Here is a 12,522-nt window from a genome sequence, read left to right as displayed (position 1 = left end):
TTCCTTAGGGGTCGAAGAACCGCTGTTCCCGGTCCGGGCGGGCGCGGGGCGGTCAGGCCGCGCGGTCGAGCAGGTGCCTCACCAGGGCGATCAGCGCCCTGGCGGACGACTGCTGGTCGCGGGCGTCGCAGTAGACGACAGGGGTGTCCGGGAGCAGGTCGAGCGCCTCGCGCACCTCGGCCTCGCCGTAGGTGGCGGCGGGGTCGAAGCAGTTGACGGCGATGGCGTACTCCAGGCCGTACCGCTCGATGAGGTCGATGACCGGGAAGGTCTCCTCCAGACGCCCCGGGTCGACCAGGAGCAGCGCCCCGAGCGCGCCGCGGGCCATGTCCTCCCACAGCTGCATGAAGCGCTGCTGCCCCGGGGTGCCGAACAGGTACAGCACCAGGTCGTCGCTCAGGGTGAGACGGCCGAAGTCCAGGGCGACCGTGGTGGTGGTCTTGTCCGCCACGCCCCGCAGGTCGTCGACGTGGACGGACGCCTGGGTCATCTTCTCCTCGGTGCGCAGCGGAGTGATCTCCGACAGCGAGCCGATGAAGGTCGTCTTGCCCACGGCGAAGTGCCCGACGACGAGGATCTTGGCGGCGTTGGTCACCGCGCTGGAGACGTAGATGGACTTCTGCGCCGTCTCAGCCGATGAGGGATTGGAGTCCATTCAGAACCTTCTCGAGGGTCGCTCTGTCAACGTTCTGGGCCCGGGGAGGCTCGGCCCGGCGGAGCAGGTGCCCCTGCTCCGCTAAATCGGTGAGCAGCAGCCGGGCCACCCCGACGGGCAGGCCGAGGTGGCCCGCCACCTCGGCGACCGACAGGTAGCCACCCGCGCACAGTTCCCAGATCGCCCTGACCTCGGGGCCGGCCCCCAGCGGAAGCGTCCGCTCGGGAGCCAGGGTGACCAAGGTGTGCAGCGCCAGTTCGTCCGAGGACGGCAGGCTCCGTCCGCCCGTGATGACGTACGAGCGGACGAAGTCACTGGTGACGGGTGCTTCCTCGCCGGGCGTCGTCATACGCCGACACCGTTGTCCGAGCGCGGGGCCACGCTCATCGCCTTGCTCAGCGCCGCCACCGTCTTCTGCATGCGGAACGACATGGCCTCCATGTCGACGTCCAGCGCCGCCGAGACGGCCAGGTAGGCGCCCTGCCCGGCCGCGATGAGGAAGATCCAGCCGCCGTCGTATTCCAGCAGCGTCTGCTTCCAGATGCCGTGCCCCGCCCCGACGAAACCGGCGACCGCCCGGCTCAGGGACTGCATGGAGCTCATGGCGGCGGCGTTCGTCTCGGCGTCGTCGCGTGAGATCTCGTCCGAACGCTGCAGCAGCAGGCCGTCACCCGAGACGAGGACCGCGTGGCGGGCTCCACGCACCTCGAGCACGTCGTTCAGCACCCACGACAGGTCGGTGTTCACTGGTGGTCAGGTCCTTCCGTGGTGTTGGTCCGCCCGAGCTGGGTGCCGCGCGCGAACGCCCCCAGGCGTGACGCGGTCACCTCGCCGGCCGACTCGGACGTCTGCGGGTCGATGGCGGCCGTGTCCTTCGGCGCCGGCACCACCGAGATGGGCCCCTGGCGCCGACGGCGCTTGGGCAGTCCGCCGGTCGTCGTGCCCACCACGTGGGAGGGGCCGACCGGGACGGGCGCCAGCCGCTGCGGGGCGCTCTCCCCGCCCTGCTCCACGGGCTCCCGGACGGGTTCGGCGGGGGTGACGGCCTCGGCCGCCAGAAGGCTTTCCGGTACTCGGATCACTGCGCGCACTCCGCCGTAGGGGGACACCGAACCGACGGAGACGGCGAAGCCGTACCGCGCGGCGAGCATGCCGCACACCGCGAACCCGAACCGGGGCGGGTCGCCGAGACCGGTGATGTCGACGGGGCCGTCGGCGGACAGCAGCGCCGCCGCCCGGTCCTTGGTCTCCTGGTCCATGCCCAGACCGGCGTCGTCGACGATGAAGCACACACCCGTCGGCACGGCCTGGATGTTGACCTCGACCGGTGTGCCCGGGGCGCTGTACGTGGTCGCGTTGTCCAGCAGCTCGGCGAGGACCACCGCCACCGGCTCGACGGCCTTGCTGGTGACGGCGACGCTCGCCTGCGCGTGGATGCTCACCCGGTTGAAGTCCTTGATGCGGCCCTGCGCGCTGCGGGCCACGTCGTAGACGGTCGCCACGCCCTCGCGCCGGCCCAGCCAGCCGCCGCACAGCACCGAGATACCCTTGGCCCGGCGGCTGAACTGACTGCCGGTGTGGTCCACCGACATCAGGTCCGCCAGCACCTCGGTGTCGTTGCCGTACTTCTGCAGCAGCCCGTCCAGCAGCAGTTGCTGCTCCTCGGCGAGCGACTGGAGCGTGCCCATCGCCGACTTCAGCACCGCCTTGGTCGACGACTCCGCGTCCGCCCGGACGTCCGCGAGGTCACCGCGGTGCTGGGTGTCCAGGGCGGCGATGTGTCCCTGGAGCTGGTCGATCCGGCCCCGGGCCTGACCCAGTCCGTCCTCCAGGTCCTTCTTCGTTCTTCGGAGCGCCAGATTGGTTCTCCGGGCCCGCAGCACTGCGAACACCGCAGCGACGAGCACCACAAGCAGGATCCATAGCAGCGGATCCCCGATCAATGACGTCATGAGACTCTCTTCAAGTCGCATCGCGCCGGGAGTTCGGCGGATCCGCGCATGCGTGGGACGGGTCCGGGCCGTCGGACGGCGCGGGCCTGCGGCGGACCAAGCCTCAACTCCTCAGCGATGGGGCCTTAGAGACTGTCCCCCGTGCGCGTTCGCGACGCGCCGCCAGCCTACTGAAAGTTCGATGATCGTATCAGGCGGGCAGCGGCAACCCACCTGACCGGTGGGTCACTTGACGACCCTCACGAGACCCACACACCCTGCCGTTCCCCGGCGCCAACGGCACCTTGCGGCCGCGTGGACGGCACGGAAACGTGACGTCGACGCGTCGGTGGCCCTCGCGGACGGGCCCCCTCCCGGCCCCGCGGGCCGTCACCCCGCGCCGAGGTCGCGCAGCATCCGCCGCTGGTGGCGGTGGCCGACCGTCTCGTAGCCGACCACGGTGACGAACGGGGCGAGCATCACCACCAGCAGGCACACCGCCGTCCCCACCCCGGCGGCGGCAAGGAGCACCGCCGCGGCCAGGACCGCGAGGGTGAGGGAGATCAGCAGCAGATGGAACCTGTCCCCCGCGGACAGCAGCAGCGTGTGCAGCAGGTACACCATCAGCAGACAGAGGCCGACCGGCAGCGCCAGCGACAGCACCACGGCGACACCGCCGATCCTCGCGTGGTGCTCCAGGTACAGGCCCGCCACGTGCAGCCCCGCGCCCGCGCCGGCGATGCCGGTGAACAGCGGGATGTGGCCGTAGCCGAAGAGGTACCCACGCCGGCGCCGGTGGACCAGGATGGCGCCGAACGGGGTGCTGAAGTACACCCACCACAGGCCGAAGGTCAGTCCCACACCAACGACGACCACGGCGACCGCGTCGGCGCTCCAGTCGGTCCCGGCCGCGCCGCCCAGGAGGTCACCGGACGAGGCGACGGTACCGACGACGCCCTCGCCGAGCGTGATGATCGCGAACAGGCCGTACCGTTCCGCGACGTGGTGCGGGTGCCACGGCGTGCCGCCGGCCCGGCCCTGCGCGAGCAGCGGCAGGACCAGCTCCACGACCCCCAGCACGGCGAAGGCGGCGAACGCCACCGCGAGCGTCGGGCGCGTGAACCCCGCCACGACCCAGCCGAGCTGGACCAGCACGGTCCAGCGGATGTTCCGCGTCCCCACGTCGTGGAACGGGGGAGACTCGCGGGCCGCGCGCCACCACTGCAGCACCATGGCGATCCGCATCACGACGTACCCGATCACCATGGCGCGCAACTCCAGGTGCTCGCCCTCCCCGACCGAGTGGAACATCGCCGGCAGGCCGAGGGAGAACACGACGACACCGACCATCTGCACCATGGTCAGGACCCGGTAGTGCCAGTCGTCGGTGGCGAACGCGGAGGAGAACCAGCTGAAGCTGATCCAGGCGACGCCGATCGCGAACATCGCCAGGGTGAAGGCTCCGACGGCCTCCAGGGCGTGGTCGTCGGCGAGCATCTCGGCGAAGTGGGAGGCCGCGGTGCCCACCGCCACCACGAACGTGAGGTCGAACAACAGTTCCAGGGGTGTGGCGGACCTGCCCGGCTCCTCCGGGTCACGGCCGGTCATCGGCTTCCGGCTGTGCGCCAGCCTGCCGCCGCCGGCCGAGCCGATGTGTTCGGGGTCACTCATGAGCAGCATGATGGCGTACGCGCACGGCATCACCGCCGACATCGGCGGGCCCGGCCGCCGGGATTCATCCGCGGCGCACCGGTCTTCGGACCGGTGGCGGAACGCGCCGGGTCCGGCGGTCCGCGCCGGCGCCGGGCTGTACGGCCCCCGGCGCGGACGCGGACCGGGACGCTACGGCTTGCGGGCGATCGCTCCGTACATCGCGATGTCCTCGTCGCGGATGCCCTGTTCGCCGGTGCCGTCCGGGTGCCACTTGTGGACCTGGACGATGCCCGGCTCGACCAGGTCCAGGCCCTCGAAGAACTCGTGGGCCTCGCCGGCGGTGCGCAGCCGCATCGGCATGCCGCGGGCCGCGTACTCGCGGGCCACCCGCCCCACCTCCTCGGGGGCGAACTCCGCGGTGCCGATCGTCATGGCCAGGTGGCTGCCCGGGGGGAGCGGCTCCAGCAGGCGGCGGACGATGCCCACGGCGTCGTCCTCGTCGAGGACGAAGTGGACGATGGCGATGACCGTGAGGGCCACCGGCCGGTCCAGGTCGAGGGTCTGCCGCAGTTCGGGGGCGTCCAGGATGCTCGCCGGGTCGCGGAAGTCCGCCTCGATGTACGACGTCCTTCCCTCGGGTGTGCTGGCCAGGAGCCCCTGGGAGAGGGTGAGGACGATGGGGTCGTTGTCAACGTAGACCACGCGTGCGCCGGGAGCCACCGACTGGGCGATCTCGTGCAGGTTCGGGGAGGTGGGTATGCCGGTGCCGACGTCGAGGAACTGGCGCATGCCCGCCTCCTCGACGAGCCACCGGACCGCCCGGTTCATCCAGTCCCGGTTGGCGCGCATGTGAACGGGCAGGGCGGGCCACTCCCGGACCATGGCGTCGCCTGCCTCCCGGTCCGCCGGGTAGTAGTCCTTGCCGCCGAGGATGTAGTCGTAGATCCGCGCGGAGTGCGCGCTCTCGGTGTCGATGCGGTCGGCCGGCCATCCGTTCTCGGTCACCTTGGTGTCTCCTTCGCGGGGCGTGGTTCCCGGGCGGGTTCGCGGGGCGTGGTTTTGGGGCGGGCGGTGCCGGTCAGAGATCCTTGCGGATCCGGTCGAGCACGGCCTCGGTCCCGGTCACGGGTGTCGCCTGGGCACCGGTCCGGTCGAGGGCCTCGCGGTACACCACGACGTCCTCGCCCTTGTCTAGGTAGACGGCGCCGATCAGACCGCTGAGGTAGACGACGTCGGGCAGTTCACGGGCCCGGAACCGGAAGAGCTGGAAGGACCCGGCGCGCATGGCCGGGTGGGGACCGCCGGCGAACGGCATGATCTGCAGCGTCACCTGCGGCAGGCGGTGCAGTTCGATGAGGTGGCCGATCTGGGCCCGCATCACCTCCGGGCCCCCGACCGGCCGGCGGAGCACCGTCTCGTCCATCACCACCCACACCCGCGGTGGCGTCTCGCGGCCGAGCAGTTCCTGCCGGCGCATCCGCAGGGCGATCCGGCGCTCGGTGGCCTCCGCCGGGGCGTGCGGGTTGCCGGCGTTCAGCAGGGCGCGGGCGTACGCCTCCGTCTGCAGCAGCCCGTGGACGAACTGGCTCTCGTAGGCGCGGATCTGCAGGGCGGCCTGTTCCAGGCTGAGATAGGCGGCGAACCAGTCCGGCATGACATCCCGGTAGGTGTGCCACCAGCCCCGCTTGCTGGCCTCACGGGCCGACTTCAGGAAGGCGTCGATCTCCTGCTGGTCGGTCACGCCGTAGACGCGGAGCAGCTTCTCGGCGTCGGCGAGTCTGAGCCGGGCCACCTTGGCGGCTTCCATCCGGCGGATCGTGGAGTGGCTGACCCCGATGGCGGTGCCCGCCTCCTCGTAGGTCAGACCGGCCCGGACGCGTAACTCCTCGAGCCGTCTGCCGAGGATCATGCGCAGGACGGAGGGGGCACCGCCCCAGTCGGTCTCCGCGGTCACGCCGTGCCCCCTCACATCGGGTGTTCCGGGCTCACCGTCTCACGCGGGCGGCCGGTACGGACACGTTCGGTCACCCGTCGACGGAAGCAGCATGCACGCGACCGGTTGCAATTTTCAACTTGCCGGTTGCGACCCGCCGTTGACGGGTGCCAGAGTGTCCGCACCGCACCCCGGCCCGCTGAAGGGCCGTACCGCACCGGCCGGTCGACCGCGGCCTGTGCACGACGGACCCCGGTGCGCAGGCAGACGAAAGGCACACGGAGATGGCTCGGCTCCCCTTACCCAGGCCGCAGCACCACGCCGGGCACGGGCCCTCCTCCCCCGGACCGCCCGGAGGCGAGCCGACGGCTCCACTCCCCCAGCCGGACGGCCCCGGCCGTCTCGCCTCCGGGCCCCGCGCGGAGACCCGCGTGTTCGACCTGCCGGCGACCCCCGCCTCGGTCCGTGCCGCCCGTAACGGCGTGCGGGACCTGCTCACCGCGCGGGGCGTCGCCGACGAGGTGCGCGACAACGCTGTCATCGTGGCTTCGGAGCTTCTCACCAACGCGTTCACCCACGCGGCCGGTGAGCGGATCGTCTGCCGGCTGCACATACGGGCGGACCGGATCCGCGTCGAGGTCGAGGACCAGGCCCGCGGCCCGAAGCCGCCCATGCTCCGCCGCCCCGGCCCCGACGACCAGAACGGACGCGGGCTGCTCCTGGTCGACGCGCTGAGCAGCGACTGGGCGGTCACCCGCGCCCCGGGCCGGGCCGGACGTGTCGTCTGGGCCGAACTGACCACCGGCCGGCGGGCCCCGGCCACGCCACCGGGCGGCCCGGGTTCCCCCGCGGGACGATGACCGCGTCGAGCGGGACGGGGCCGTTCCTCACAGCGTGCGGGCATCCGCGGTCGCTGTGGCCGAGGTGCGGGTGGAGCGGCTCCCGGTCCACGGGGTGACGCGGTCCGGTGAGCATGCCGGGGAACAGAAGGCCGGCGCGGTCCGGCCTCGGCGCGGTATCCGGACTCCCTGCCGCGCCATCCCCGGGACGCCTCACGGCCGTTCCCGCACCACTGCCTCGACGGCCGGCGGCAGCGGATCGAGAGGGCCTGCCGAGTCGACATCACCTTCGAGATCCACCCGCACCTCGTGCCCGGCGCCCTCGACACGAACGGGACGGTGCGCGATCGAGGCCGCGGCGGGATCGGTGCGAGCCGGCGCCACGTGAGCGGCGAGGTGCCGCGCGGTGGCGGGGGCCGGTGCCGGACCGGAGGACGATCCGGCCTTCGCCGACCGGGTGCCGGCCACCCCGGAGCGTCCGCGCACCGGGCTCCCGCACGCCGCGCCACGGCCTCGGTCGCGGACCGGGCCGCCATCAGGTGCTGACCGCCCGCATGCCCGGCCTGTCGATCTCCTCCTGGGTGACACGCCCGTCGTGACCGGGGAAGTCAGACGGGCGTCCGATCGGCGGGCCCGGCGCGACGGCACCGGGTCAGTACCCGGCGGCCGAGGAGCACGGCGCCCAGCCCCAGCGGGATGGCCACGACGGCGCCGACGAGCCCGTTGCCGGTGCCGGGACCGCCGCTGGAGGTGGCCGCGTGCAGCACCGCGAGGACCGTGCCGACCACTCCCACCGTGATGGCCGACATCCCGCCGACGCGCGCGTCGCCGGCGCTGATCCGGCCGCCGGCGCGGGCCAGGGCCAGCCAGCCGATGGCCAGGCCGAGCGCCCCCACCCCGAGGGCCAGGTTGGCACCGGTCCGCCCGTCGCCGATGATCCCGCCCTCGGCGGCCGCCGCCAGCGCTGCTGAAGCACTCATGCCGCTCTCCTCCTTCTCCGTCGCCGCCATCCGATGTGTGTGGAGAGCATGCGCGCCGGCCCTCCCGCCGGTCGTCCAGCAGACGCGGACACTTCCCGCTACCGCCGCCGCGGCATCCGGATACCGCGGACGCGCCGGACGACGCGCCGGTACCACGCACGCGGTAGCCGGCCGCTCCTCCATGAGTCGGACTCGCCCACCACCGCATCCGGCTACGGTGCACCCATGGACAAAGGGCGGCTCGCCGTCCCGGCCGGAGTCACCGGCTGGGTGATCGCCGTGGGCGTGGCAACGCTGTCGCTGGGCACCGGGCTGTCCGGACCACACCCGGCCGGGGACCGTGAGCTGCTGGGCTCCGCGCTGCTGGTGGCCGGCGGGCTGGCACTGGCCGCGCGCCGCCGGGCCCCGCTCGTGGTCCTGGCCGTCACCGGGCTGTGCGCGGTGGGCCACCAGGCGGCCGGGTTCGAGGTGCTCGCCGTCTCCTACCTGGTCGCGGTCCACGGCGCGGTACGCGCCGGGCACCGCGTCGTCGCACTCGCAGCGTCCCTGGGCCTGTTGGCCGTACTCCCCCTCACCGCCCTGGTCTCCCACGACGGGCCCGCGCGCGAGGTCGTGGCACAGGCCCGGAACACCCTTGAGATCGCCTGGCTGATCGCCGCCTTCGCCGCCGGGGAGGCGGTGCGGCAGGCCGAGCAGCGGGCGGAGGAAGCCGAGCGTACCCGCGAGGAGACCGCGCGACGCCGGGCCGACGAGGAGCGGCTGCGCATCGCGCGGGAGCTGCACGACTCACTCACCCACCAGATCTCGGTCATCAAGGTGCAGTCCGAGGTCGCGGTCCACGTGGCCCGGCGGCGGGGCGAGCAGGTGCCGGAGGCCCTGCTCGCGATCCAGGAAGCCGGCCGGGAGGCAAGCCGGGAGCTGCGCGCGACCCTCGAGGCGCTGCGCGACGACGACACCACCCCGCCGCACGGACTCGACCACATCCCGAACCTGGTGAAACGGTTCCGAAGGACCGGCCTGGAGACGACGCTGACGATCGAAGGACATCCGCACGCCGTGCCGGCCGCGGTGAGCCGTACCGCTTACCGGATCGTTCAGGAGTCGCTCACCAACGTCACCCGGCACGCCGCCGCCACCACCGCCTCGGTACTGATCGACTACCGGCCGGACGTTCTCGCCCTCCGCGTCGACGACGACGGAGAGGCCACCTCGAACCCCGCGCCGACGCCCGGTCTCGGGCTGCTCGGCATGCGCGAACGCGTCACGGCCCTGGGCGGCCGGCTGCGCACCGGGCCACACGGCACAGGCGGCTTCACCGTCCAGGCCGAACTTCCCACGAACGGAGCCTCGTGATCCGGGTCCTGCTGGTCGACGACCAGCCGCTCATCCGCAGCGGCTTCCGCGCGCTGCTCGGCCTCGAGGACGACATCGAGGTGGTGGCCGAGGCCGCCGACGGCCAAGAGGCCTTGGTGCTCGTCAGGGAGCGGCTGCCCGACGTCGCTCTCGTCGACATCCGGATGCCCGTCATGGACGGCATCGAAGTGACCCGGCGCATCGCCGCGGACCCGGCCCTGGCCGGCGTGCACATCGTCATGCTGACCAACTACGGCATGGACGAGTACGTCTTCGACGCGCTGCGCGCCGGCGCCGCCGGCTTCCTCGTCAAGGACATCCTGCCGGAGGACTTCCTGCACGCCGTACGCGTAGCCGCCCGCGGCGACGCCCTGCTCGCGCCCGCCATCACCCGTAAGCTCATCGACCGGTACGTCACCCGGCCTGCGCCCGCCCGCGCCGGCGACGGGCTGGAGGAGCTGACCGGCCGCGAACGCGAGGCGGTCGCCCTGGCCGCACAGGGCCTGTCCAATGACGAGATCGCCGATCACCTGGTCATCAGCCCGTCGACCGCCAAGACCCACATCAACCGGGCCATGGCCAAGCTCCACGCCCGCGACCGCGCCCAGCTCGTGGTCCTCGCCTACGAATCCGGCCTGGTGACCCCGCGCGCCTCCTGACCCCCGCGCCGTCGACCGGGCCGGTACGCTACGGCGCCTCGTCTCCCAGGACCTCACGGGCCAGCTCCCTGAGTGCCCGCCGGTCCTCCGCCAGAGCCTGCTTCCCGGCCTCGGTCGCCCTGCAGACGCGCCGGGTACGGCCGTCGACCACCCGCTGCTCGGAGAGCGGCAGTCCGTCTGTCGGTCGACCAGGTGGAGTTCGCCGGCGTGCTCGTGCTCGACAAGCTGGATCCGGTCGCCGACTCCGACGCCGACCGGGTGCACGGGGTGCCGCCCAGTGGCGGTCGACCGCCGAACCTCTCCCCGACCGGCCGCTGAGCGCACGACCGACCTGCTCAGCCGCCTGTCCGTCGGGACGCTCCCCGGCCTGCCCACCGGTCGGAGGGCGCCCCGGCGGACACTCACAGTGTCCTGAGCTCCGCCGCGTCATCGGCCGCCAGCTCCTCGGTGACCCGCACGGGGTCGAGCACGTCCGCGGCGAAGTGCACACCGGGAGCGATCGCCCCGTCGAGCACCCGGAGGGCGGCGGCGGCGGCGAGGAACCCGCTCAGCTCGTAGGAGTCCGGGGCGCGCAGGACGAGCCTCGCGGTGGGCGGGCCGTCCGTCGCCCCGTCCCAGAGGTGGAACTCCTGTCCGTACCAGGCCCCGTGGCGCCGCACGTCCTCGTCGGCCGCCGCGACCAGGTCGGCCGTCTCCGTGCTGTCCAGTGCCCATGCCATGGCCAGTTCCTCGGCCAGGCGCCCGCCGCCGAAGACGGTGTACCAGCGCACTCGGCCGATGTCCGCGGCCCGGGCGAGCCGGACGGCCTCGGTGGACAGGAAGGGAAAGGCGTCGACGGGGGCGGGGAAGGCGTCGAGCCGCACCCCTCGGCGGGGGGCCAGCGCACGCTCCCGCATCCGGCCCTCGTGCCAGGCGGCCGCCGGCGTGCCGTGCTCCGGTCCGCGGCCGAGCAGCACGTCACCGGCGGCGGCCGGGGTGAGCGGCGCGACGCCGCCGACGTAGGCGTCCAGTGCGACGGGACCGGTGGCGCGGGCGGCCAGTGCGCGGGGCAGCAGCGAGGACAGGCCCGGAAGCGCGCCGGCGGACAGCACGGCCGCGCGTCCGGCCGCCACCCATCGCCCGGCGCCCCCGTCGGCGGACAGCAGGTGGTGGACCGGGTCGTCACCGGCCGCGTCGACGTAGTCCGCGCCGCCTCGCAGCGCGGCCCGGGCGACCGCGTCGAGGACGCGGTACGAGGGTCCCGCGCAGTTGACGACGAGCCGGCAGCCCGCCGTGAAGCGCTCCAGCGAGTCGGGGTCGGTCAGGTCCACCGCCAGGGCGCCCACGTCCGGGCCGCCCTCCGGGAGACCCGCGATCAGCGCTTCCGCCCGGCCCCGATCGCGGCCGGCCACCAGCAGCGGGTGGACACCCGCCCGGTGGAGCCGCCGTACGACCGCGCTGCCGACTGCTCCGTAACCGCCTATGACGCCGATGGCCGCCAGGTGTCGCACCGGTGTTCCTCCTGTTTCCCACTGATCCGGTTGATGAAAATGATAATTATTATCGTAGTCATTATTCGACGGACCAAGGAAGAAGTGACGACGATGTACGACGTGATCGTGGTGGGCGGAGGGCCCGCCGGCCTCAACGCGGCGCTGGTGTCCGGGCGTCAGCGCAGGCGGGTCCTCCTGCTGGACTCGGGCCGCCCGCGCAACGCACCCGCGGCGCGGATGCACATGTTCCTCAGCCGGGACGGCTTTCCGCCCGCCGAGCTGCGCCGCATAGGCCGGGAACAGCTCACCGCCTACCCGAACGTGACCGTACGCGAGGCGACCGTCACCGCCGCCGCGCCCGAACCGCGGGGGTTCGCCCTGACGCTGGCCGACGGCACCGTGGAGCGGACCCGGAAGCTGGTCCTCGCCACGGGTCAGGTGGACGTGCTCGACGAGCGGGTGGAGGGCCTGTCCGCGCTGTTCGGCCGAGGGGTGTACCACTGCCCGTTCTGCCACGGCTGGGAGACCAGCGGGATGAGCCTGGCCGTCCTGGGGCACGAGCTGCCGCAGGTCATGCAGGCCCTCTACGTGGCCGACCGGTTCAGCGAGGACGTGATCGTGTGCACCGACGGTCACCCGGTGCCCGAGCAGGCCGCGGGCCGTCTCGCCGAGGCCGGGATCGCCGTGGAGGAGACGGCCGTGACCCGCGTCGAGGGGGAAGAGGGCGCCGTCCGCCTGGTCCTCGCCGACGGACGGGTGCTCGAGCGGCAGGGCGTCTACCACCGGGCGCCCACCCGTCAGCACTCCCCGCTGGCCGAGCGGTTGGGATGCGCGGTCCTCCCGGACGGCTGCGTGCGGGTGGACGAGTTCCAGCGCACCTCCGTGCCCGGCGTGTACGCGGCCGGTGACACCGCCCGGCTGGAGGCCCTGCCGGACGCCCTCACCTTCGTGATCACCGGTGCCGCCGACGGCGCCCGTGCCGCGGTCTGGCTCGACCAGGAGCTCTTCCGCGAGGACGCCGGCCTGGGCGGCTGAGACCCGGGTGCG

13 protein-coding genes are annotated in these 12,522 nt (G+C 73.0%); 4 read left to right on the top strand and 9 right to left on the bottom strand.

Annotated features, from left to right (window positions below; genetic code table 11):
• Nucleotides 1–52: 52 nt before the first annotated feature.
• From ACF1DX_RS32655 to ACF1DX_RS32625, 7 genes are all read right to left on the bottom strand, one after another.
• Entirely contained in the window at nt 53–655 is a 603-nt protein-coding gene (locus ACF1DX_RS32655; RefSeq protein WP_391794771.1) for an ATP/GTP-binding protein, read from the bottom strand.
• Nucleotides 630–1,004, bottom strand: coding sequence for a DUF742 domain-containing protein (locus ACF1DX_RS32650; protein ID WP_030827099.1), 375 nt, complete (start codon nt 1,002–1,004; stop codon nt 630–632). Before ACF1DX_RS32650 ends, ACF1DX_RS32655 begins: the two co-directional genes overlap by 26 nt.
• Complete coding sequence (locus ACF1DX_RS32645) at nt 1,001–1,402, bottom strand: roadblock/LC7 domain-containing protein (RefSeq protein WP_030861626.1); 402 nt, start codon at nt 1,400–1,402, stop codon at nt 1,001–1,003. The genes ACF1DX_RS32650 and ACF1DX_RS32645 overlap by 4 nt, the downstream gene beginning before the upstream one ends.
• Nucleotides 1,399–2,607 (bottom strand): ATP-binding protein, encoded by a 1,209-nt coding sequence (locus tag ACF1DX_RS32640; protein WP_391794770.1) that lies wholly within the window; start codon nt 2,605–2,607, stop codon nt 1,399–1,401. The genes ACF1DX_RS32645 and ACF1DX_RS32640 overlap by 4 nt, the downstream gene beginning before the upstream one ends.
• A gap of 369 nt (nt 2,608–2,976) precedes the next feature.
• Complete coding sequence (locus tag ACF1DX_RS32635; RefSeq protein WP_391794869.1) at nt 2,977–4,194, bottom strand: low temperature requirement protein A; 1,218 nt, start codon at nt 4,192–4,194, stop codon at nt 2,977–2,979.
• A gap of 234 nt (nt 4,195–4,428) precedes the next feature.
• Nucleotides 4,429–5,244, bottom strand: coding sequence for an SAM-dependent methyltransferase (locus ACF1DX_RS32630; RefSeq protein WP_391794769.1), 816 nt, complete (start codon nt 5,242–5,244; stop codon nt 4,429–4,431).
• Between the two features lie 73 nt (nt 5,245–5,317).
• Nucleotides 5,318–6,193: a helix-turn-helix domain-containing protein gene (locus ACF1DX_RS32625; RefSeq protein ID WP_391794768.1), complete on the bottom strand. Its 876-nt coding sequence runs from the start codon at nt 6,191–6,193 to the stop codon at nt 5,318–5,320.
• Nucleotides 6,194–6,603: 410 nt separating this feature from the next.
• Here ACF1DX_RS32625 and ACF1DX_RS32620 point away from each other — a divergent pair, with 410 nt between their 5' ends.
• The gene (locus ACF1DX_RS32620; RefSeq protein ID WP_391794767.1) at nt 6,604–7,032 is read left to right on the top strand and encodes an ATP-binding protein; all 429 of its coding nucleotides are present in this window, start codon (nt 6,604–6,606) and stop codon (nt 7,030–7,032) included.
• A 587-nt stretch (nt 7,033–7,619) separates the two neighbouring features.
• Here the strand turns inward: ACF1DX_RS32620 and ACF1DX_RS32615 are convergent.
• Nucleotides 7,620–7,991 (bottom strand): DUF6223 family protein, encoded by a 372-nt coding sequence (locus ACF1DX_RS32615; RefSeq protein WP_391794766.1) that lies wholly within the window; start codon nt 7,989–7,991, stop codon nt 7,620–7,622.
• Between the two features lie 225 nt (nt 7,992–8,216).
• Here ACF1DX_RS32615 and ACF1DX_RS32610 point away from each other — a divergent pair, with 225 nt between their 5' ends.
• The gene (locus ACF1DX_RS32610) at nt 8,217–9,344 is read left to right on the top strand and encodes a sensor histidine kinase (protein WP_391794765.1); all 1,128 of its coding nucleotides are present in this window, start codon (nt 8,217–8,219) and stop codon (nt 9,342–9,344) included.
• Nucleotides 9,341–10,003 (top strand): response regulator, encoded by a 663-nt coding sequence (locus tag ACF1DX_RS32605; RefSeq protein ID WP_391794764.1) that lies wholly within the window; start codon nt 9,341–9,343, stop codon nt 10,001–10,003. The genes ACF1DX_RS32610 and ACF1DX_RS32605 overlap by 4 nt, the downstream gene beginning before the upstream one ends.
• A gap of 401 nt (nt 10,004–10,404) precedes the next feature.
• On the opposite strand, the gene ACF1DX_RS32600 is transcribed toward ACF1DX_RS32605, so the two are convergent.
• Nucleotides 10,405–11,493, bottom strand: coding sequence for a saccharopine dehydrogenase NADP-binding domain-containing protein (locus tag ACF1DX_RS32600; RefSeq protein ID WP_391794763.1), 1,089 nt, complete (start codon nt 11,491–11,493; stop codon nt 10,405–10,407).
• A gap of 93 nt (nt 11,494–11,586) precedes the next feature.
• On the opposite strand from ACF1DX_RS32600, the gene ACF1DX_RS32595 reads away from it, so the two are divergent.
• The gene (locus ACF1DX_RS32595; protein ID WP_391794868.1) at nt 11,587–12,510 is read left to right on the top strand and encodes an NAD(P)/FAD-dependent oxidoreductase; all 924 of its coding nucleotides are present in this window, start codon (nt 11,587–11,589) and stop codon (nt 12,508–12,510) included.
• Nucleotides 12,511–12,522 lie beyond the last annotated feature (12 nt).

This window comes from Streptomyces sp. NPDC014676, from assembly GCF_043084105.1.
In the GTDB taxonomy this organism is placed as follows: domain Bacteria; phylum Actinomycetota; class Actinomycetes; order Streptomycetales; family Streptomycetaceae; genus Streptomyces.
The sequence above is the reverse complement of the archived record's forward strand: the minus strand, read 5'-3'. Positions and strand labels throughout refer to the sequence as shown.

What these genes read in the sequence shown, in the direction of transcription:
- ACF1DX_RS32655 (WP_391794771.1), bottom strand. Translation starts at nt 655, where the DNA reads ATGGACTCCAATCCCTCATCGGCTGAGACGGCGCAGAAGTCCATCTAC.
- ACF1DX_RS32650 (WP_030827099.1), bottom strand. Translation starts at nt 1,004, where the DNA reads ATGACGACGCCCGGCGAGGAAGCACCCGTCACCAGTGACTTCGTCCGC.
- ACF1DX_RS32640 (WP_391794770.1), bottom strand. Translation starts at nt 2,607, where the DNA reads ATGACGTCATTGATCGGGGATCCGCTGCTATGGATCCTGCTTGTGGTG.
- ACF1DX_RS32635 (WP_391794869.1), bottom strand. Translation starts at nt 4,194, where the DNA reads ATGACCGGCCGTGACCCGGAGGAGCCGGGCAGGTCCGCCACACCCCTG.
- ACF1DX_RS32615 (WP_391794766.1), bottom strand. Translation starts at nt 7,991, where the DNA reads ATGAGTGCTTCAGCAGCGCTGGCGGCGGCCGCCGAGGGCGGGATCATC.
- ACF1DX_RS32610 (WP_391794765.1), top strand. Translation starts at nt 8,217, where the DNA reads ATGGACAAAGGGCGGCTCGCCGTCCCGGCCGGAGTCACCGGCTGGGTG.
- ACF1DX_RS32595 (WP_391794868.1), top strand. Translation starts at nt 11,587, where the DNA reads ATGTACGACGTGATCGTGGTGGGCGGAGGGCCCGCCGGCCTCAACGCG.